The sequence below is a fragment of the Candidatus Effluviviaceae Genus V sp. genome (genome assembly GCA_014728125.1).
Lineage (GTDB): Bacteria > Joyebacterota > Joyebacteria > Joyebacterales > Joyebacteraceae > WJMD01.
In genome coordinates this window covers 1-20,132 of record WJMD01000041.1, presented here as the reverse complement: position 1 = coordinate 20,132, position 20,132 = coordinate 1, and the positions used below count along the sequence as shown (strand labels likewise).

Annotated in this window: 18 protein-coding genes; 9 read left to right on the top strand and 9 right to left on the bottom strand. The window is 66.9% G+C overall.

Features of this window, described 5'->3' with window-relative positions:
* Together GF405_02210 and GF405_02205 are read right to left on the bottom strand one after the other, a co-directional pair.
* The coding region (locus tag GF405_02210; protein ID MBD3366972.1) for a hypothetical protein at positions 1–824 on the bottom strand (824 nt) is incomplete at its 3' end.
* Complete coding sequence (locus GF405_02205; GenBank protein ID MBD3366971.1) at positions 761–2,077, bottom strand: glutamine synthetase; 1,317 nt, start codon at positions 2,075–2,077, stop codon at positions 761–763. The genes GF405_02205 and GF405_02210, both read right to left, overlap by 64 nt.
* A 182-nt stretch (positions 2,078–2,259) precedes the next feature.
* Here GF405_02205 and GF405_02200 point away from each other — a divergent pair, with 182 nt between their 5' ends.
* Positions 2,260–2,643 (top strand): hypothetical protein, encoded by a 384-nt coding sequence (locus GF405_02200; GenBank protein MBD3366970.1) that lies wholly within the window; start codon positions 2,260–2,262, stop codon positions 2,641–2,643.
* Positions 2,644–2,668: 25 nt separating this feature from the next.
* Here GF405_02200 and rfbB read toward each other — a convergent pair whose 3' ends face one another.
* Positions 2,669–3,862 carry a dTDP-glucose 4,6-dehydratase gene (gene rfbB, locus GF405_02195; GenBank protein MBD3366969.1) on the bottom strand — a complete coding sequence of 398 codons (1,194 nt, stop codon included), beginning with the start codon at positions 3,860–3,862 and terminating at the stop codon, positions 2,669–2,671.
* Positions 3,863–3,951: 89 nt separating this feature from the next.
* On the opposite strand from rfbB, the gene pruA reads away from it, so the two are divergent.
* On the top strand, positions 3,952–5,508 hold the full coding sequence (pruA, locus tag GF405_02190) for an L-glutamate gamma-semialdehyde dehydrogenase (GenBank protein MBD3366968.1): 1,557 nt from the start codon (positions 3,952–3,954) through the stop codon (positions 5,506–5,508).
* Positions 5,509–5,700: 192 nt separating this feature from the next.
* On the opposite strand, the gene GF405_02185 is transcribed toward pruA, so the two are convergent.
* From GF405_02185 to GF405_02160, 6 genes are all read right to left on the bottom strand, one after another.
* Positions 5,701–7,146 carry a sodium/solute symporter gene (locus GF405_02185; protein ID MBD3366967.1) on the bottom strand — a complete coding sequence of 482 codons (1,446 nt, stop codon included), beginning with the start codon at positions 7,144–7,146 and terminating at the stop codon, positions 5,701–5,703.
* 295 nt (positions 7,147–7,441) lie between these two features.
* Positions 7,442–8,185, bottom strand: coding sequence for a hypothetical protein (locus GF405_02180; GenBank protein ID MBD3366966.1), 744 nt, complete (start codon positions 8,183–8,185; stop codon positions 7,442–7,444).
* Between the two features lie 125 nt (positions 8,186–8,310).
* Positions 8,311–9,189, bottom strand: coding sequence for a sulfurtransferase (locus tag GF405_02175; GenBank protein MBD3366965.1), 879 nt, complete (start codon positions 9,187–9,189; stop codon positions 8,311–8,313).
* Positions 9,190–9,208: 19 nt separating this feature from the next.
* Positions 9,209–9,703, bottom strand: a complete 495-nt coding sequence (locus GF405_02170; GenBank protein MBD3366964.1) for a hypothetical protein — start codon at positions 9,701–9,703, stop codon at positions 9,209–9,211.
* A 23-nt stretch (positions 9,704–9,726) separates the two neighbouring features.
* Entirely contained in the window at positions 9,727–10,878 is a 1,152-nt protein-coding gene (locus GF405_02165) for a saccharopine dehydrogenase (protein MBD3366963.1), read from the bottom strand.
* A 13-nt stretch (positions 10,879–10,891) separates the two neighbouring features.
* Positions 10,892–13,714 (bottom strand): T9SS type A sorting domain-containing protein, encoded by a 2,823-nt coding sequence (locus tag GF405_02160; GenBank protein ID MBD3366962.1) that lies wholly within the window; start codon positions 13,712–13,714, stop codon positions 10,892–10,894.
* A gap of 129 nt (positions 13,715–13,843) precedes the next feature.
* Here GF405_02160 and GF405_02155 point away from each other — a divergent pair, with 129 nt between their 5' ends.
* From GF405_02155 to GF405_02125, 7 genes are all read left to right on the top strand, one after another.
* A complete protein-coding gene (locus GF405_02155) occupies positions 13,844–14,587 on the top strand; it encodes a methyltransferase domain-containing protein (GenBank protein ID MBD3366961.1) in 744 nt (247 codons plus the stop codon).
* Between the two features lie 24 nt (positions 14,588–14,611).
* Positions 14,612–15,118: a tRNA (N6-threonylcarbamoyladenosine(37)-N6)-methyltransferase TrmO gene (gene tsaA / locus GF405_02150; GenBank protein ID MBD3366960.1), complete on the top strand. Its 507-nt coding sequence runs from the start codon at positions 14,612–14,614 to the stop codon at positions 15,116–15,118.
* Between the two features lie 111 nt (positions 15,119–15,229).
* Entirely contained in the window at positions 15,230–15,655 is a 426-nt protein-coding gene (locus tag GF405_02145; protein MBD3366959.1) for a hypothetical protein, read from the top strand.
* Complete coding sequence (locus GF405_02140; GenBank protein MBD3366958.1) at positions 15,652–16,449, top strand: hypothetical protein; 798 nt, start codon at positions 15,652–15,654, stop codon at positions 16,447–16,449. The genes GF405_02145 and GF405_02140 overlap by 4 nt, the downstream gene beginning before the upstream one ends.
* Positions 16,433–17,272 (top strand): M48 family metalloprotease, encoded by an 840-nt coding sequence (locus tag GF405_02135; GenBank protein ID MBD3366957.1) that lies wholly within the window; start codon positions 16,433–16,435, stop codon positions 17,270–17,272. Before GF405_02140 ends, GF405_02135 begins: the two co-directional genes overlap by 17 nt.
* Entirely contained in the window at positions 17,269–18,993 is a 1,725-nt protein-coding gene (gene glgP / locus GF405_02130) for an alpha-glucan family phosphorylase (protein ID MBD3366956.1), read from the top strand. Before GF405_02135 ends, glgP begins: the two co-directional genes overlap by 4 nt.
* Before the next feature lie 68 nt (positions 18,994–19,061).
* Positions 19,062–20,132: MATE family efflux transporter (locus GF405_02125; GenBank protein MBD3366955.1), on the top strand; the 1,071-nt coding region annotated here is incomplete at its 3' end.

Here is a 20,132-nt window from a genome sequence, read left to right as displayed (position 1 = left end):
TCGTAGAGGATGTAGGTCGGGTCGCTCTGACCGTCGAGCTCGACGACGTACGTTCCAGGCATGAATGAGAAGTAGAACTCACGTGTGAGGCCGGTGGATGCCGCAGAGCTCTGCCACGTGTAGCTCTCGCCGTCTGAGCGCTGAAACTCGATGAACCAGTCCTCGTCGTCCGCATGGACGAAATGGCAGGTGACCGTCACCTTCTTCGTCTCGTCGAGGGTGAACGAGACGAAGTCCTCGTCGTCGCCGCAAATGGCGAGCGTGTGATACTCGCGGTCGAGCTGCAGCAGGGAAGGTGTGAGCAGGTCGCCGTTCGGTTCGAGATAGTCCTCAAGATGCGCGCAGTCGAGAGCGCCCGTCTGGAACGACACCGAGTCGCGGACGATCGGATTCCCGCTCTCGTCGGTCGGCCCGTCGATGACGAGCGCGTGCCAGACCTGCTGTGCGTACAGCGTGTCGGGCAGGTAGGTCGCCGTGCGGGACGATTCGTCGTACTCGACGTAGCCCCGGGGGGCGCGTCCGACGGCGTAGACGGTCGTGTCCGTGATGGTCGAGGGGTCCATGTCCTCGGAGAACGTCACCTCGACCGGCGTGATGAGCCCGACGTCGGTCGCGCCGTCGTCGATGCTCCAGTCCGTGACCGTCGGCGGCGTGCTGTCTGCCGACGACGGGTCGCTGGAGGAACAGGAGGAGAGAACGAGCGCCGCGGCTGCGATCATCATAAGCGCCACGAGCCTCTGCATCGCAGGCCTCCCTTCGGTTACAGCACAGGCAGATCGTGCTCCATCTCGTACGGCGTGACGATGCTCCTGTAGTCGTCCCATACGGCCGTTCTGTTCCGGATGAGCTTCTCGAAGGTCTCGTTCCCGAGCGTCTCCCTGAGAAGCTCGCTGTCGGCGGCCATCACGATAGCCTCGCCGAGACTCCCCGGCAGCATCTCGATGCCGTGGCTCAGACGCTCCTCGTGGGGCATGATGTAGATGTCCGACTCGAGCGGGTCCCGGAGCTCGTAGTTCTCCTCGACGCCCTTGAGGCCCGCCGCGAGCATGACGGCGAAGGCGAGGTACGGGTTGCACGCGGGGTCGGGACTCCTGAGTTCGATGCGCGTGGCGAGCTCGTTGCCCGGGCGGTACTGAGGGACGCGAACGAGCGTCGAGCGGTTCCGGCGGGCCCACGCGACGTAGACGGGCGCTTCGAAGCCGGGGACGAGCCGCTTGTAGGAGTTCACCCACTGGTTCGTCACGAGGGTGATCTCGCGGGCGTGCCGCAGGATGCCCTCGACGAAGGAACGGGCCATGGGCGAGAGGTGCCCCTCGCCCTCGGGATCGAAGAACGCGTTCCGGTCCTTCTCGAAGAGCGACATGTGGGTGTGCATGCCGCTGCCGTTCTCTCCGTAGAGCGGCTTGGGCATGAAGGTCGCGTAGGCGTCCTCTTTCCGCGCGATCTCCTTGACCACGAGCTTGTAGAGCATCGTCGCGTCGGCCATCGTCGCCGCGTCGGTGTACTTGAGGTCGATCTCGTGCTGGCTCGGGGCGACCTCGTGGTGGGAGTACTCGACCGGGATGCCGAGCGAATCGAGGGCCAGAATCGTCTTCTTCCGGAGCGCCTCGCCGAGGTCGGGCGGCGTCAGGTCGAAGTAGCCGGCGTGGTCGAGAACGCCCGGATCGGTCGCGCTCGTGAAGTAAAAGTACTCGAGCTCGGGGCCGACGTAGTAGGTCAGGCCCATGGCTGCCGTCCGCTCGAGCATGCGCTTCAGGCAGTAGCGGGGGTCGCCCTCATACGGCGTGCCGTCAGGCGTGAGGACATCGCAGAACATGAGCGCTTCCTCGCCGCCGTCGTTCCACGGGAGGATCTTGAACGTCGCAGGATCCGGCTTGGCGATCATGTCGCTCTCGTGGATGCGCGTGAACCCCTCGATAGACGAGCCGTCGAACCCCTTCCCCTCGTCGAGCGCATCCTCGAGCTCCTCGCTGGTGATCGTCACGCACTTCGGGAATCCGACGATGTCCGTGAACAGCAATCGTATGAAGCGTATCCCGCGTTCCTCGACGACACCGATGCAATCGTCTCTGGTCATGTCCGGCTCTCCCGCATAAGGTTGGACTGTCCGAGCGGCCGCGAGCAGCGCCCACATGGTAGGCCCGGGGGTCCGGTTCTTCAAGCGTTTTCGGGCGCGCGCTTGTCTGTTGTGGAGGCGCCACCCGCGGTGTATTGTCGCCTCTGCACCGGTGTTCTCGATCGATGCGGGAGGGAGGACGTATGGTCTCCGCATGGAGCGTGCTGTCGTTCGTGAACCTGCCCGGCATGCCGACAGGCGACGTGCCGTTCCCGTCGGCTACGGTCGCCGCCAGCTCGGCCTACGTCACCGTTCCGATCGGCATACTGGTCGTGGCCGTCTCGAGGGTCTTCTGGCAGGGTCGCTATCTCGGGCTCGTTCGCGGGTATGACAAGGACTCTGTCGAGGACCCCGCGGCGCTCGGGCGCTTCATGGGTGGGCTCCTCGCCGGTCTCGGCGTCTACATGATCGCCTTTCCGCTGACCGTGCGCTGGCTCGGTGCGCTCTCCCTCATCGTCTTCGTGGGCGTGATCGTCGGGGTCGCCATCGCGCTCCTCGTGGGCAGCGCGTGGTACGAGCGCGGGTAGGGTTGCTGGATGGAGCCCTCTTCGCTCAGACGCCGGCCTCGCTCAGACGCTCGCGGTACTGCTGCTCGTAGTACTCCCGGAACTCACCGGACTTGATCGGCTCCCACCAGTCGCGGTGCTCAGCGTACCAGCGAACGGCGTCGCGAACGGCCTCCTCGGCCGAGTACCTCGGCTCCCAGCCGAGACGGCGGAGCTTCGTCGAATCGATGGCGTACCGGAAATCGTGCCCCTCGCGGTCGCGGACGTGGACGATGAGCTCCTCGGGCTTACCGAGCTCGTCCAGGATGAGCCGGGCCATGTCCCTGTTCCTCATGTGATTGCCCGCGCCGATGTTGTAGATCTCCCCGGGCTCGCCCTTCTCGAGTGCGACCTCGACGCCGCTGACATGGTCCAGGACGTGCGTGTAGTCGCGCTCCTGGTCGCCGCTCCCGTAGAGGGGAAGCGGCTGATCGTCCATCGCGTTCGTCGCGAAGAGCGGGACGACCTTCTCCGGATACTGGTTCGGGCCGACGTTGTTGGCGCCGCGCGTGACGATGACCGGGAGGTCGTAGGTCACGAAGTACGAGCGTGCCAGAAGCTCCCCGCCGGCCTTGCTCGCCGAGTACGGGTTCCGCGGCGAGAGGGGCGCGTCCTCGCGGAAAGCCCCGCCGAGCGTGGGGCCGTAGACCTCGTCCGTCGATATCTGAACGAAGCGCTCGACGCCGTACTCGCGGGCGGCCTCGAGCAGCGTGTGGACACCGAGCACGTCCGTCTTGAGGAAGCCCTCCGGGTCGCCGATCGAACGGTCGACGTGCGTCTCCGCGGCGAAGTTGACGACAGCGCGGACCCCCTCCATGGCCTCCGCGACGACGTCCGCGTCGCAGATATCGCCGTGAACGAACGCGTATCTGGGGTCGTCCTCGACGTCGCGCAGGTTCTCGAGGTTGCCCGCGTACGTCAGCTTGTCGAGGTTGACGATGGCGCAGTCCTCGTGTCGCTCGAGATAGGAGCGGATGAAGTTGCTGCCGATGAAGCCGGCGCCGCCGGTGATCAGGAGTTTCACAACGCGTCCTCCAGTTGGTCGCTCGAACCCGGTTTGCTCCGAGCATTCTATCACGTCAGAGCCGGCGGGCCAGCGGAAAGCGGCGTCGCCCGGAGGCGGCCGGCGGGACGCCCCCGTGCTCGGTCCGGGGGCCTGCGCGCCCCGAGACTTGAAGGCGTGATGCCGCTCAGGTATCATGGCTGGACCGATGCGTGACGAAGGCACCTGAGGCCCCGGGATTCAGGGTACGATCCAGGAAGGTCCCGAAGAAAGGGAGCAGACTGACCATGAAGCAGCCGTTCAAGAACGAGGCGGTCTACGATTTCAAGGACGAGGGGCTCCGGAAGGAGATGCAGGAGGCCGTCGCCGGGGTGGAGGCTGAGGCGGGGACGGAGTACGATCTCATCATCGGCGGCGACCGCGTCAAGGGCGACGGCACCTTCGAGACGAGGAACCCCTCGAACAAGGACCAGGTGCTGGGGGTTTTCCAGAAGGCGACCCCGGACCTCGCGCAGAAGGCCATCGAGACGGCCGACGCGGCGTTCGAGTCCTGGAGCCGCACCCCGGCTGAGGAGCGCGCCGAGTACCTCTTCAAGGCGGCCGAGGTGATGCGTCGGCGCCGCCTCGAGCTCGACGCGACGATGGTCCTCGAGGAGGGGAAGAACTGGATCGAGGCCGATGCCGACACCTGTGAGGCCATCGACTTCCTCGAGTTCTACGGTCGAGAGATGCTCCGCTACGCGCAGCCGCAGCCCCTGACGGAGATCCCCGGCGAGCAGAACGAGTACTTCTACATTCCGCTCGGCGTCGGCGTCGTCATCCCGCCGTGGAACTTCCCACTCGCCATCCTCGTCGGCATGACGTCGGCCGCGTTCGTCACCGGCAACACGGTCGTCCTGAAGCCTTCGAGCGATTCCCCGCTCATCGGCCGGAAGTTCATGGAGATCCTCGAGGAGATCAAGCTGCCGGCCGGCGTGGTCAACTTCGTGACCGGTTCGGGCGGCGCCATCGGCAACACCCTCGTCGGCCATCCGCGGACCCGATTCATCTCGTTCACGGGCTCCCGCGATGTCGGTCTGGGCATCGTCGAGCTCGCCGCGAAGACGCAGCCGGGGCAGATCTGGATCAAGCGGGTCGTCGCGGAGATGGGCGGCAAGGACGCGATGGTCATCGACGCCGACTGCGACCTCGACATGGCGGCGAAGGCCGTGAAGACGGCCGCCTTCGGATTCCAGGGGCAGAAGTGCTCGGCCTGCTCGCGCGCCATCGTCGTCGACGACGTCTACGACGAGTTCCTCGAGAAGCTCGTGAAGGAGACCGAGACCATCACCGTCGGTCCGGTGAGAGAGCAGGAGAACTGGTTGGGTCCGGTCATCAACCAGCGGGCGATGGACTCGATCCTCAAGTACATCGAGATCGGTCAGAAGGAAGGCGGAAGGCTCCTCCACGGAGGGAAGCCCGCCGGGGACGCCGGGAACGGCTTCTTCATCGAGCCGACCATCATCGCGGACGTCAAGTCGCGCGACACGATCGGGCAGGAGGAGATCTTCGGACCGGTCTGCGCCGTCATCAAGGCGCAGGACTTCGACGACGCCATCCGCATCGCCAACGACACGGAGTACGGCCTGACGGGCGCCGTGATCACCAACAGCCGGGAGAAGCTCGACAAGGCGCGCAGAGAGTTCCACGTCGGGAACCTCTATTTCAACCGGAAGTGCACCGGTGCGCTCGTCGACGTCCATCCGTTCGGCGGCTTCAATATGTCGGGTACCGATTCGAAGGCTGGCAGCCGCGACTACCTGCTCCTCTTCCTGCAGGGCAAGTCGGTGTCGGAGAAGGTCTGACGACGGAGCTCAGCGGACCTCGCGCGCGACCGGCGCGCACGGGACGCAGACTCAGAGCACGAAGAAGCCCGGGCCGGTTTCCGGCCCGGGCTTTCGCTGTGTCTGAGGACCGACGGCTCCGAGGTGGAGCCTCCACCGGGGAGTTCCAGTGGAAAACGGTGGATTCCGAGAATTCAATGATATCCCGCTGACCTACGGCCCGCTTTCAACGCCGCGTTCAGACGGACGCGTCAGCAGGCTCACGACGACGACGGCGATAAGGGCCAGGACGAACGCCGGCACCAGCTCGTACACGATCTCCTTGAGGGCCTCGACGTTGTGCCAGATCACCGACGTCGCCGCCCCGACGATCATACCCGCCAGCACGCCCCACTTCGTCGTCCGCTTCCACCAGAGGGAGAGGACCATGCCCGGTCCGAACGCCGCTCCGAGACCGGCCCAGGCGTAGAGGACGAACCAGTAGACGGTCTCCTCGGCCCGACGGGCGAGGATGAACGCGACGGCGCCGATAACGAGCGTCCCGATGCGGCTCAGGGCCACGAGTCGCCGCTGGGACGCCTCGCGGTTCACGAGCTGGTGGTAGATGTCCTCGGAGAGGGCCGAGGTGGCGACGAGGAGCTGCGAGTCGGCCGTCGACATCATCGCGGCGATGGCGGCCGAGATGATGACGCCGGCCAGTCCCGCGGGAAGGAACGCCTTGGCCACCTCCGGCATGACGTGCTCCGAGTCGGTCAGCGCATCGGGTCCGAAGTAGGCAAGCCCGGCGATGCCCACAAGGACCGCTCCCCAGAACGCGATGACGACCCACGACATCGCGATGAGGGTCCCCTTCCTGAGGTCCTTCGAACGCCGGATGGCCATGAAGCGCGTCAGAAGATGCGGCTGTCCGACGTAGCCGAGTCCGATGCCGAGACTGCCGATGACGAGGCCCATGATGAGCGAGCGTCCCGTCTCACCTCCCGTCACGGTCAGAAGATCGGGGTCGACGGCCGCGATGCGCTCCGCGATCCCGGCGGTTCCGCCCATCTCAATCCAGGCCGCGACCGGGAGAATGATCATGGCGAATGCCATGAGGATGCCCTGGACGAGGTCGGTCCACGCCACGGCGAAGAAGCCGCCCATGATCGTGTAGAAGAGGATGATGATGGCGCCGATCGCCATGCCCCAGAGCGGCTCGAGTCCGAAGGTCGTGTGGAGGACCTTCCCGGCGGCCAGGAACTGCGCCGAGACGTAGAACGTGAAGAAGAACACGATGATCGCCATCGAGACGATGCGGAGCACGTGCGAGGAATCGCGGAACCGGGCCTCGAAGTAGTCGGGGAGGGTCAGGGCGCCGAGCTTCTCCGTCTGCTCCCTGAGCCTTCTCGCAACGAGCGTCCACGAGGCGAAGATGCCGATCGCGCATCCTATCGACGACCAGATGGCGGAGAACCCGCTCGCCAGAGCAAGCCCCGGCAGGCCGATCAGGAGCCACGCGCTCTCGCCGCTGGCGCGTTCACTGAAGGCGACGACCCACGCGCCGAGTCTGCGGCCCGCCAGGAGGAAGTCGGCGAGTGTCTTCGTGAACCGGAACGCGATGAGGCCGACGACCACGACGAGAAACAGGTAGCCGATGAAGCCGATGAGGACCGGGTCCATGCGCTACCTCCTCTCTCTGGTGCGGACGAAGAAGATGATCGTGAGGAGGATGAGGACGATCGGCGGAACGACGACCCAGAAGACGGTCGATGCCGGCACGGCGACCTCCTTCCATGCTTCGAGCGGACCCCAGGTGGCGGCCCTTGGGGGGGACCCGGGGGCGTGACTCGAATTCAGCCTCGAATCGCGCGGGATGGTAGCACAGGAGGCGGCGGGCGCCAACACCGTGGACGCCGTCGTGTGCCGACGCCCGTGGCGTCAAACGCGTCGCCCGCGGGCGACCGTTCGGCGGAGATCAGTCGAGAGCGGCCGGAGGCTCGAAGAGGACATCGTCCAGGGGGATGTTCTGGTGCACCGATTCGATCTCGAAGACGTCGGAGCCGCCCTTCCTGCTGTGCACCACGCGACCGGGAAAAAGCGCCCCGTCGGTCGCGACGAAGTCCTCGAGCACGTGGTGGAATCCGAGCCGCGCGAGCCTGCCGGTCTCGACATCGAAGTAGAGGTTGTGAACGGGCCGGTCGTCGACGGCCACGACGTAGAAGTGTCTGTTGTCGATGACGTCGATGCCGACGAGTTCCGCTTCGGGGAACGCGGCGTCGAGGTTCGCAGGGAAGCGTACGTCGGTGAGCCATCCGATGAACGGGTCGGGCCCTGCGGTCTCGACGACCGAGCCGTCGACCTCACGCTTCCAGTGCCCCTCCTCGGACGAGCCTTCGACCCAGGTGCCCTTCGCGCTCCTGTGCACGATGAGGTAGGCGTCCGGGGCCTTCACGTACGCGACCAGCGTGTCGACCTCATGGACCGGTGGATCCCAGGCCAGGTCGGTCACCAGTCGGGCTGTGAGAACGCGGGTATCGAGCGCCCGCAGGGCTTCGCGCCCGCCCGAGGCTTCGATGCACCGTTCGTAGACGTCGTGGAGCGATGTCGTGTCGGCGAGGTTCTCCATCGGGATGACAGGCCGGGTGCGACCGGTGCCGGCGGCGGCGTCGGCGGCGGGTGCAGCAAGGAGCAGCGCGCAGATGATCGTCCGGAGCAGCATGGCGACCTCCCTGGGTGAGTGAGACGCATCACACACCGTCCGACGTCGCCCGTGCCGGTTCTCTTCGTGCGGGGAGGTCCACCCTTCGTGGTGAGTCGCACCGGGCCGCCTCGAGCCAAGCGTGGCTACGGTGTCTCCACCGGCAGCTCTGGGTCGTTCCCCCACTCGGCCCACGAGCCGTCGTATACCCGGACCCGGTCGAAGCCGAGGTGCCTGAGGACAAGATAGCTGTGCGCCGCCCTGGCGCCGATCTGGCAGTAGGTCACGACCTCGCTGTCGGGCGTCACACCGAGCTCCGCAAGCGCTCCGAGGATCTCATCCTCGGGTCTCAGAAGCCCCGAGCCGTCGGGCTCGAGTGAGCGGGACCATTCGTAGTGGACGGCGCCGGGAATCCGGCCGTCCCGTTCGGATTTCATGTCCTCACCGGAGAGCTCCTCGGGAGACCGGACATCGAGAAGCACGACACCGGGGTCGTCCAGGCGCTCGAGGATCCAGTCGCTCGTGGCGAGAAGACTGTCGATGACGACGGGTTCGAAGTCGCCGTCGGCGATGTGCGGCCTGTGCGCCTCGACCTCGAAGCCGCAGCAGATCCAGTTCATCCAGCCGCCGTTCAGGACGCGGACGTCGCCGTGCCCGTGATACGCCATGGCCCAGAGAAGACGCGACGCCCAGAGTCCCGGGGCCTCGTCGTAGATGACGACGGTCGAAGTGTCGGTCACGCCGGCCGCATCCAGCACGACCGAGATCGTCTCGGTCGAGACGAGCATGCCCGGAACGCCGTCGACCTCGCGTCCGAGCCAGTCTTTGTCCACGTACGATGCGCCGGGTATGTGGCCCGCTCCGAACTCGTAGATGTCTCGCCCGATGTCGATGATCCGGACATCCGGGTCGTCGAGATGCGCCGACAGCCACTCCGCGTCGACGATGAGCGGCGCCGTGTCGGCCGTCGCCGACGCGGGCACGATCAGCAGTGCGGCGACCAGTATCAGCAGGTGCTCCTTCACGAGGGTCCTCCCTTTGAGGTCACGGGCAGGGGTCGGCCGAGTAGTAGCGCCAGTAGGGCCTGTCGCAGAGATGGGCGCGAAGCGCGCGGCGGACGCGAAGGGAGCCGTCCCCGCACGGCACGAGCCAGAGGACGTACCTGACCCCGGTGACGGAATCGTCCAGCCATCCGCCGTCCTCGACGGTCACGCGGACCCAGCTGAACGGACGGCCGGGCTCCCACTCGCCCGGCGCGTACCGGGCTTCGACCGTTCGACGGCGTCCGACGAGACGGCGGGGTACGAGCTCAAGACCGACTCTCAGAGGCTCGACGGTCCACGTCTCTCCGCGCGCGTCGGCGGCTCGAAGTGAATCCGTGAGGGCGTCGGCGTCCAGGGTCTCGACGGAGCGCACGTTGGTCTCGATGCCGACGGCGAACGCGGAGATGTCCGGCAGTTCGAGCTCGTTCACCGTGGAGGCTCCGGCCGTGCAGGCCAGGAGCGTGAGTGCGGCCAGTGCCGCGGCCGGTGTCTTCATGTTCGTGCCTCGCTCTGAGGGGGTCACCGCGTTTCGAGACGCACGTCGAGCGGGAGACCGCGACGCTTCAACTCCTCGATGAATCGTGCGCCGTCGACCGCCAGCTCTTGAGGCGATGCCCCCGGCTTCGTCTCGCCGCGCGCCATCATCATGCAGATGACCGCGGACGGGTAGGCCGTGTCGCGCATCATCGCCGTGATCCCACGGTCCGGCTCACCGTAGTCTACCATCTCGTAGGTGGCGAGCATGTCCCGTCCGTCCCTCGTTCCGGTGACCGTGACTCTGAGAAGGACGACGTCGCGACCCGAGCGGGGCAGGTTGAGCGCGAGAAGACGCTCGAGGACGCTCCGCGGCTGGACGGTGACGCCGTCGACGTCGACCGGGTCGCGGCTCATGAGACCGAGCCGGTACATCGCGCGCATCTTGGCCGCGTGGCCGGGGTAACGGATCGTCTTGTAATCGAGATTGCGGACCGTGCCGAGAAGCGTCCGGGGAAGCGTCGACGCCCCGCCCGACGTGTGAAACGCCTCGAGGTTCTTGAACGGGTCGGGAAACGAGATGCTCTCGACCTCCGTGAGGGGCTTGAGGTCGCCGACGGTCCGTCCCTGGCGGATCGCGAGGCACGGCTCGACGTACTCGTTGATCAGGCCCTGAACGGAGAAGACGATCATGTAGTCGAGCGGCGGCCTCGGGTCGACCGGAAGGCCGCCTACGCGGATGTGCACGTCCTCGGCCTCGTCCATCGCCTCGACGCCGTGCATGGCGAGAAGCGAGACCATCCCGGGAGCGAGCCCCGTGTCGGGGATCACCGTGACGCCACGCTCCTTCGCCTTGGCGTCGAGCGCCAGCTCGCCGTCGACCACCGAGTTGTTGCCGCCGAGATCGCAGTAGTGGATGCCGGCGTCGATGGCGGCGTTCGCCAGCTCGACGTTGTAGGTGTAGCTGACGGCTCCGAGGGCCGCGTCCACTCCCTCCATGACGGCCGCGACATCGGAGACCTCGCCGACGTTCAGCTCGATCGTCTCGAGCTTCTCCGAGTCGACGAGCTTCTCCGTCGCCTCGAGACACGCCGGGTCGACGTCGGCGACGAGGACCTTCTCGACGTCGGGCTGCCGGGTCATGTCCGAGGCTGCAGCGCGGCCCATGAGACCGCCGCCGAGGACGAGCAGGCGCATGATCCCTCCCTCGCTATCTGATGACGACGAGCTTTCGCGTGGTGGAGAACCCCTCGCCGCTGAGCCGCTCGAAGTAGACGCCCGAGGCGACCGGCCTGCCGTTCCGGTCTGTCAGGTTCCAGGAGACATCGTGGGGACCCGGCCCTGCCTCTCCCTCGAACGGGACGGCGACCAGGCGGCCCGTCACGTCGTAGACCTCGAGGGCCACCCTTGAGCGGGATGCTAGCACGAACCCGAGCGTCGTGCCAGAGCGGGCGGGGTTCGGGCGACTCTGGTGCAGGACGGTCGACGACGGCTCCTCCGCGCCTGTCGTGTCCGGGAAGACCGTGACGGCGGCCGAGCCGTGGGCCGGTATGTCGAGCGAGACGAGACAGTGGGCCGTCGTGCCGTCGACGACCGTCCTGATGATCGTCCCTTCGTCGGTCGCGTACGGCGCGTCGTCGGCGCGGAGCTTGAAACGGACGACGCCGTGCTCGAACCGCTCGCTCGTCTCGTTCGTCACGACGGCCGTCACGGAGGACGCGGTGCCGTCGTTCGGAGCGTCGTAGGCCGTTCTGAGCAGCAGTCCCTGCGCACCGGCGCTGATGGTGTGGGAGGGGAGGACATCCCCGTCGGAGAACCGGACGAGGCGGTAGAGGCGGCGCCCGTCGCAGACCGTGCCCGTCGAGATGCTGTAGGGAGGCTCGGTGATCGAGCCCGAGGACCAGTGGATGTGCCCCCAGAGAGCGCACTCGACGCCGAGCTCCGACAGGTCGATCTGGTTCGAAAAATCGTAGTGGTAGAAGAGCACGGTCGGCGTCAGCGCGCCTGCGTGCTCCAGGTCCGAGAGGAGCCAGGCGTACTGGTCGTCCGTCAGGCTGTCGTACCCGTAGATCTCCTGTCTCCAGAGATCGTAGTTGTCGTAGGTCTCAAGACCGACGAAGTGAACGCCTCCGTAGTCGAAGCTGTAGTCCTGCGTCCGCACAGGCCACCCGGCCGGCGGGTCGGCCAGGTAGCGCCATCCGAAGAAGCGCCACCAGTCGCGCCGCGCCGTGCCGTCCGAGGGAGGTGTGCTGTTCCAGCCGCCGAGGTCGTGGTTCCCGGCCACCACGTAGACCGGGACCTCGAGCGCGCTCAGAAGACGCTTCGCTCGCGTGTAGACCCTCATGCCGAGGTAGTCCTCGAGCTCTCCCTCGTTGACGAGATCGCCCGTCAGGAGAACGAAGGCCGGGTTGATAGTGTTGATGTCGTTGATGACCGCGCGGAGGTCCTCCATCTCCGACGAGTCCTCGAGGGCCTCCTCGCCGTCGTGTGAGTAGTTGTGGGTCGGCAGGTGCGTGTCCGTGATGTGGACGATGTAGAAGTCGTCGTCGATCGCCTCACGGACCGAGACGGCGTTCGCGACCGTGTCGGCGACGTCCCCCGAGGCCGTGACGACCAGGTCGTGGAGGCCGCCGTGCGCGGAGAGCGGCACGGCGGCGTCGAGCGTCCAGAGCTCACGTGTGTCGTCGTACGACGTCTGCGTGAGCGTCACCGGCGTCTCGACGGAGCCGAGGCGCAGCGCGGCCGTCCAGTTCGACGTCGAAGGCGGCGCCAGGGCCTCGATGGTGAACGAACCTCCCGCGGTCGTGATCCCCGGGACGGAGAGGATCGGGCGCATGACGACCGTCAGCGTGTCGCCCTTGTCGGCGTTCCATCCGACCGGTCGAAGTTCGAGAGCGACGGCCGTCGTCTCCCCGGTCGCGATCGAGAGGGGAAGCTCCTCGCTGTAGTAACCGTCCGCTCCGACACCGACGAGATAGGACGCGGACGGAAGCGTCGCGTCGACGAGGCCGTCCGAGCCGGTGACCGCCCGCGTGTAGATTGCCAGGCCGTTGACCTCGAAGTCGAGCGTCACTGCCTCGAGGGGCAGCCCGGTGTTGCGAGAGAGGACCTGTCCCGAGACCACCCCGACGGGTGTGTCCCGCACGACGTGGACGCCGTCGCTTGCGTCCGAGAGCCCGTCGCCGACGACCAGGTATCGCTGGAAGGTGACCGAGTCTCCCGGCGCCAGCGTGGTGTCGAGAACGCGGGTATCGGTCCAGTCGAGACCGTGCGTGGACGACATGAGTCCCGCCTCCCGGCAGTAGCCGTAGGAGGAGACGCCCGCGGCGCCGACCCACTCGTCGTAGAGCGTTGTGAGGCCCGTCACGTCGAACCCGTAGCCGGGGACGAAGTGCTCACTGTGGAGCCAGTTGATCGAATCCCCTGCGACGAGCTCGACGGACGCCGCGGTCGTGTTCCGCACGACCGTCTCGAGACGGAGATGCGGCTCGTCGGCGGCGAGCCGGTAGCGCGTCACCACGCTGCAGCCGGTGTGCTCGCTGTCGTGTCCTCCCAGGATGACGGCGGCCTCTGAGGCGTCGCCGGTCAGTCTGAGCGAGTCATAGACGGCCTGCCGCGGCCACTCGCCCAGTGTCGGGAGGACGTATCCGAGGACGTCGATCTCCGAGGACGCCGGTGCGGCGTCCAGGAGGTGGCCGCCGGACGCGGCCGCGGCCGGGCCGTGGTCCAGGGAACCGATGATGAAGACGACCCGGCCGTTCTCGAGGCGGACGTCCCCGACGGCTCCCTCTGCGCCCGAGCCGCCGACGAGATCTGAGTCGCTCGTGACGATGTGCGCTGTCGGGCCGGTGATCGGGCGTGTCGAAGGTACCGGGTCTCCGGCTGATGAAGCCCAGAGCGAGAGGAGCATGAAGAGCGAAGCCGCCGCCGTGGCGACTCGTTTGAATCGCATGCGATCCGTCCTTCCTCGGGATGTGACATCGCGTCCGGGGTGCCGCTCTCGAAGGGGGTGCCGCCTGCCGTCATTCATCATACGCCCACGCGCGCGCGGGCACAAGCGGTCCTCGCTGCTCGACGCCGCGCCCGGCGGCGTGTAGTATCGGGGTCTGAACGGGCACCAGGGTCCTGCCGGACGGACCACAACGCGGGAGAGGACACGCGCATGGCACGGAACGACTGGGAGCGCTTCTTCGACGCGCACGCGGCGTCGTACATGGAGAACGTCTTCACCAGGGCGACCGGAGCGGAGGTCGACTTCCTGATCGACGAACTCGGACTGTCGGAGGGCGACCGTGTCCTGGACGTCGGGTGCGGCACGGGGCGGCACGCCGTAGAGCTGGCGAAGCGCGGCGTCCGGGTGACCGGGATCGATCTCTCGAAGGGCATGCTGCGTGAGGCCGAGCGTGCCGCGCGGACTGCGGGGGTCGAGCTCGAGTTGATCCACGGTGACGCCACGCGCGACCTCCCGAGCGGGCCGTTCGATGCGGCGCTCTCCCTCTGCGAGGGCGCCTTCGGTCTGCTCGGCGCCGGCGACGACCCGATCGAGCATCCGCTGGCCATCCTGAGCGGCATGGCGGACGCGCTCGACCGCGACGGGCGGATGGTGGTCACGGCGCTGAACGGGCTCCGGACCGCCAGGGCGGCAGGCGGAGAGATCCCCCTGGAGGCCTTCGACGCGGGGACCATGACGGAGACGTCCGACATCGTCGAGAAGGGACCCGACGGCGAGGTCCGGGTGACGACAAGAGAGCGCGGGTTCGTCCCCACGGAGCTGGCGCTCCTGGCCCGATGCGCCGGGCTGCGTGTCGACGCCCTGTGGGGCGGAACGGCCGGGTCGTGGGGCCGCCGCCCCCTCGAGCTCGACGAGATGGAGATCATGCTGGTCGCGACGAAGGCCCGCGACTGACGTGCGGGTAGCGGAGAGAGCCCCATGGCGACCCGGTACGAGATGACGCCCATCGGCACCATCAGGACGCCCCACACTGAGCCCGGCAAGACGCCGATCCAGCCCGTCTTCGCCAGGGGCATCGCGGGGCGCGTCGAACTCGACCCGGAACTGGAGCCGGCCCTCGACGACATCGAGGATTTTTCGTACGTCTATCTTCTGTACGTTCTTCACCGGGCGGGTGAGCCCAGGCTTCACGTGACGCCCTTTCTCGAGGACGAGGAACGCGGGCTCTTCGCGACGAGGGCCCCGGCGAGGCCGAATCCGATCGGTCTGAGCCTGGTCCGAGTGCTCTCGAGAGAGGGGCCCGTGCTGCACGTCGCGGACGTCGATATGCTGGACGGAACGCCGCTTCTCGACATCAAGCCGTTCACGAGACGGTTCGACGAGCGGCCGGATGCGGAGGACGGGTGGCAGGACGCGCTCGATGAGGACAGCGTTGAAAGGCGGGGCCGACGGGGATGCGGGCTTCCGACCGGCGACGGAAGCTGAGGCGCCGGACGGCCGGCGAGCGTCCCGAGACCCGGCGCGTCTTCACGGCCGGCGGCCGCTGTGATAGACTGCCGCAGGCGGACCGAACCGGAACGGAGGAGCTTCAGGACCGTGGGCATCCATCGGGGTGACCGAAGGAGACGGCGAACCGGAGGGCTGCGCCGCTGGCTGGCGCGGATCCTGGGTCTCCTCGTTCTGCTCCTTTTCGCCCGGCAGGCGTCCCACGAGGTCGCTCATCTCATGCAGGGGAGGGCGCCGGGCGACGTCGTCTTCAGCTTCGGTGTTCTGGCGGTCGTGGCAGGACTCATCGTCGGTCTGTTCACGCCGCGGGCCGGCGCCGTAGTCATCTGGATCGGTGCTGCCGCCGCCCTGACGGTCGCCGCCGCGGCGCGCGCAGCCGGTCTCGCGAGCGGCGGGGATCTCGCGGGAATGGTGCTGGCGTTCGGCATTCCGAGCGTGACCGGGATCATCTACTGGTCGGCCGCCGCTCCGGGGCGCGCCGCGGGAAGCGGCAGAGGTGAGGAGGAGGCAACGTGATCACGAATCCCGTGATCGATGCGATGATGAACAGGAAGTCGATCCGGTCCTACGAGGACCGCGAGGTCCCGGACGACGTTCTCGAGACGGTCGTCAGGGCCGGACAGCAGGCACCGTTCGCGGCGCAGCTCGGAAGCCTGCTGCTCTCCCGGAAGGCGAAGGAGAACCCCTTCGGCGCTCCGCTGCTCTGGACCATCTGCGCTGACGTTCACCGTCTCGAGAAGGTCATGTCGTACCGTGACTGGCCGCTTCGCACGAACGATCTCTCGATCCTGCTCTTCGCCATCCAGGATGCGTGCTACATGGCGGGGAACATGGTCATCGCGGCGGAGAGCCTCGGCCTCGGGAGCTGCTTCCTGGGGGCGGCGCCCTACATAGCGGCAGCGCTTCGCGAGGAGTACGGGGTTCCCGAGCACGTCTTCCCGGTAGTCCAGCTGACGATGGGGTATCCGGCCGAGGACCCGCCGACGCGGCCGCGCTATCCCATGTCGTTCCATCTCTTCGAGGACGAGTACCCGGAGATGGACTCCGCCGCCGTCGAGGAGGCCGCCCGCGTCATGGACGAGGGCTACCTGGCGCAGGACTACTACCGCCGCGCCAACTACATGGTGAAACTGGCCGGCGGCCGTGAGGAGACCTTCACGTTCGACGACTACAGCTGGACCGAACACATGGGGAGGAAGTGGGGGCAGTGGTACGAGACCCCCAACGAGCTGCTCAAGGCCCTGAAGGCATGCGGGTTCGACATCTGCGGGACGGCAGGTGCGGAGGAGGACGATGGTGAAGGGGCGTGAGGATGTGAGGACGGTCGGGCTTCGGTCCGGCCCGATCCTGCTGGGTCTGCTCCTCGTTCTGGCCGCCGGATGCGCGACCGTACCCGTCACGGGACGGCAGCAGCTGGCGCTCGTGCCGGATCGAGAGCTCGTCATGATGGGCGCCGACAACTACGCTCAGCTCATGGAGCGCTCGGAGATCGTGACCTCCGGTCCCGAGGTAGACAGCGTCGTGCGCGTCGGTCGCAGGATCGCCGAGTCGACCGAGCGCTTCCTCGTGGAGAACGGTCTGGAGAACGAGGTGCGGGCTTACGACTGGCAGTTCAACCTGATCGAGGACGACGCGGTCAACGCCTTCTGCATGCCGGGCGGCCGCATCGGCGTCTACACTGGTATCCTCGACGTCACGCGGGACGACGAGGGACTGGCCGTCGTCATGGCCCACGAGGTCGCGCACGCCGTCGCGGGGCACAGCAACGAGCGGATGAGCCAGATGCTCATCGCGGAGCTGGGCGGCACGGCGCTCTCGCGGGCGCTCGACGAGGAGCCGGAGCGAACGCGACAGCTCGCCATGGCCGCCTACGGCCTGGGCGCGCAGGTCGGCGTGCTTCTGCCGTACAGCCGCAGACACGAGTCCGAGGCCGACCGCATCGGGCTCATCCTGATGGCGCGGGCGGGCTACGACCCGCGTGCCGCCGTGCCTTTCTGGAGACGGATGGCGCGCGAGGGAGGGCAGACGCCTCCCGAGTTCCTGTCGACCCATCCGCATCCAGACACGAGGATCGAGGACATCGAGACGCATCTTCCGGAAGCGATCGAGATCTACGAGAGGGAGCGTTCATGACACACTCCGACCGGCCGCGCACCATCGCGTATTTCTCAATGGAGATAGGCCTCGAGCCGCAGATGCCCACGTACTCAGGAGGACTCGGCGTCCTCGCGGGCGACACCCTTCGGGCGGCGGCCGACGCAGGCGTTCCGATGGTCGCGGTGACCCTGCTGCATCGCGAGGGATACTTCAGGCAGAAGCTGGACGAGGACGGGAACCAGACCGAGGTCGCCTACGACTGGGAACCGGCGGAGTATCTCAAGGAGCTGGACGAGGTCACCGAGGTCGAGATCGAGGGGCGCAAGGTCCTCATCCACGCCTGGTGCTACAACGTCGCCGGCGTGCAGGGCCACACGGTCCCCGTCTACTTCCTCGACACGAACCTGGCGCCGAACGACCCGTACGACAAGCGGCTGACCGGCGAGCTCTACGGCGGCGACGAGCGCTACAGACTCTGTCAGGAGGTGCTCCTGGGCATCGGCGGCATCGCCATGCTCGAGGCCCTCGGGCACAGGAGCATTCAGACGTGTCACATGAACGAGGGACACTCGGCCCTTCTGTCGCTGGCGCTGCTCGAGCGGGTCATGGGCAAGCTGGAGCCCAGGGCGGCGACCGAGAAGGAGTACGAGGCCGTGCAGTCCCAGTGCGTCTTCACGACGCACACGCCCGTGCCGGCGGGCCACGACAGGTTCCCCGCTGAGCTTGTGAGGAAGGTCCTCGGACCCGTGAGGACCGACATCCTCGAGCTCTCGAAGTGCCTGACGGACGGCGAGCTCAACATGACGTCGCTCGCGCTCCACTGCTCGCGGTACGTCAACGGTGTATCGATGCGTCACGAGCAGATCTCCGAGGACATGTTCCCCACCTATCCCTTCAACTCGATCACCAACGGCGTACACGCCGTGGAGTGGACGTCGCCCTCGTTCGCCGCGCTCTACGACCGTCACCTTCCGGAGTGGCGCCGCGACAACCGGTACCTCAGGTACGCCGTCAGCATTCATCGTGACGAGGTGCTCGAGGCACACGTCGCTGCCAAGGCCCGGCTTCTGGCGGCGGTCAGGGAGCGCTCGGGGGTCGAACTGAGTCCAGCGACCTTCACCGTGGGCTTTGCCCGCCGGGCGACGCCGTACAAGCGCGCCGACATGATCTTCTCGGACATGAAGAAGCTCCTGAAGATCAAGAACATATCCGGCCCGCTCCAGATCATCTATGCGGGGAAGGCCCATCCGAGGGACGAGAAGGGGAAGGAGCTCATCCGTCGGATCTTCCAGGCAGCGGAGGAGCTCGAGGGTGAGATCCCGATCGTCTACCTCGAAGGGTACGACATGGAGCTCGGTGGGCTCATCACTTCGGGCGTCGACATCTGGCTCAACACGCCGGAGAAGCCGCGTGAGGCGTCTGGGACGAGCGGCATGAAGGCGGCTCTGAACGGCGTACCCAGCCTCTCGACGCTCGACGGCTGGTGGATCGAGGGACACGTCGAGGGCGTGACCGGATGGTCCGTCGGGGAGGAGTGGCGCGACAACGTCGGCGACGTCGATGAGCGGACGTCGCTCTACGGGAAGCTCGAGCACGTCATCCTGCCGCTCTTCTACAACCGGCCCCAGGAGTACGCGCGCGTCATGCGCCACGCGATAGCCCTGAACGGTTCGTTCTTCAACGCGCAGCGCATGATCAGTCAGTACGTCGAGAACGCCTACCGGATCGAGAAGGACGACCAGGGAGATTCGGACTGAGGGGACGCGGAAGCGCCCGACTGGTCGAGGGACCGGTCGCGGCGACCCTGACACGCCTGACGATACCCATGGTCTTCGGGATCGTGGGCATGCAGGGCTTCAACCTCGCCGATACCTACTTCGTCGGCCGGCTCGGCACCAACGAGCTGGCCGCGATCTCGTTCACGTTCCCCGTCGTCTTCGTGATCGCGGGCCTGGCGCTCGGGCTCGGGATGGGCACGTCGGCCGTCGTGTCCCGCGCGATCGGTGAGGGTGACCGGGACAAGACGACTCGCCTGGCGACCGACGGCCTGGTTCTCGCGCTCCTGATCGTCGCCGTGCTCGTGACGATCGGTCTTCTGACGATCGACCCGCTCTTCCGGGCGCTCGGGGCCGGCGGCGATGTTCTTCCGCTGGTGCGGCGCTACATGTCGATATGGTACTTCGGCATGATCTTCGTCGTCGTGCCGATGGTGGGCAACAACGCGATCAGGGCGACCGGCGACACGCTGACGCCGAGCATCATCATGTTGATCGCGGTCGGCATGAACTTCCTGCTGGATCCTCTTCTGATCTTCGGCATCGGCCCCTTCCCCAGGCTCGAGATCGCCGGCGCGGCCCTCGCGACCGTCTGTTCACGCGCCGTGACCTTCTCGGTCGCGCTCTGGGTGCTCTCGAAGCGCGAGCGGATGATCTCGCTCAGGTTCCCCGGTCTCGCGGCGGTGTGGTCGTCCTGGCGGAGGATCCTCTTCATCGGTGTGCCGCTCTCGCTGTCGAATATCCTGATCCCGGTGGGCATCGGCGTCATCACGCGGCTCGTCTCGGCCTACGGTCCGCCTGCGGTCGCGGCCTTCGGCGTCGCGACCCGCGTCGAGACGCTGTCGCTCACCGTGATCATGGCGCTCAGAAGCGTGATGTCACCGTTCGTCGGGCAGAACTGGGGCGCCGGCCGGTTCGGGAGGCTCCGCCGCGGCATCCGGTTGGCGAACCGCTTCGCCTTCTTCTGGGGCGTGGGTGCAGCGGTCGTACTGGCTGTCATCGCCCGCCCGGTCGCCGGAGCGTTCAGTGAGAACCCCGAGGTCATCGAGAGGATCATCGACTACCTCTGGATCGTGCCGGCCAGCTACGGCTTCAGGGGCATTCTGCTGCTCTCGTCGACC

Bases quoted from the DNA above. Each gene is read 5' to 3' on its own strand.
- GF405_02205 (MBD3366971.1), bottom strand. From the start codon at position 2,077: ATGACCAGAGACGATTGCATCGGTGTCGTCGAGGAACGCGGGATACGC.
- GF405_02200 (MBD3366970.1), top strand. From the start codon at position 2,260: ATGGTCTCCGCATGGAGCGTGCTGTCGTTCGTGAACCTGCCCGGCATG.
- rfbB (MBD3366969.1), bottom strand. From the start codon at position 3,862: ATGATACCTGAGCGGCATCACGCCTTCAAGTCTCGGGGCGCGCAGGCC.
- pruA (MBD3366968.1), top strand. From the start codon at position 3,952: ATGAAGCAGCCGTTCAAGAACGAGGCGGTCTACGATTTCAAGGACGAG.
- GF405_02185 (MBD3366967.1), bottom strand. From the start codon at position 7,146: ATGGACCCGGTCCTCATCGGCTTCATCGGCTACCTGTTTCTCGTCGTG.
- GF405_02180 (MBD3366966.1), bottom strand. From the start codon at position 8,185: ATGCTGCTCCGGACGATCATCTGCGCGCTGCTCCTTGCTGCACCCGCC.
- GF405_02170 (MBD3366964.1), bottom strand. From the start codon at position 9,703: ATGAAGACACCGGCCGCGGCACTGGCCGCACTCACGCTCCTGGCCTGC.
- GF405_02165 (MBD3366963.1), bottom strand. From the start codon at position 10,878: ATGCGCCTGCTCGTCCTCGGCGGCGGTCTCATGGGCCGCGCTGCAGCC.
- GF405_02160 (MBD3366962.1), bottom strand. From the start codon at position 13,714: ATGATGAATGACGGCAGGCGGCACCCCCTTCGAGAGCGGCACCCCGGA.
- GF405_02155 (MBD3366961.1), top strand. From the start codon at position 13,844: ATGGCACGGAACGACTGGGAGCGCTTCTTCGACGCGCACGCGGCGTCG.
- tsaA (MBD3366960.1), top strand. From the start codon at position 14,612: ATGGCGACCCGGTACGAGATGACGCCCATCGGCACCATCAGGACGCCC.
- GF405_02135 (MBD3366957.1), top strand. From the start codon at position 16,433: ATGGTGAAGGGGCGTGAGGATGTGAGGACGGTCGGGCTTCGGTCCGGC.
- glgP (MBD3366956.1), top strand. From the start codon at position 17,269: ATGACACACTCCGACCGGCCGCGCACCATCGCGTATTTCTCAATGGAG.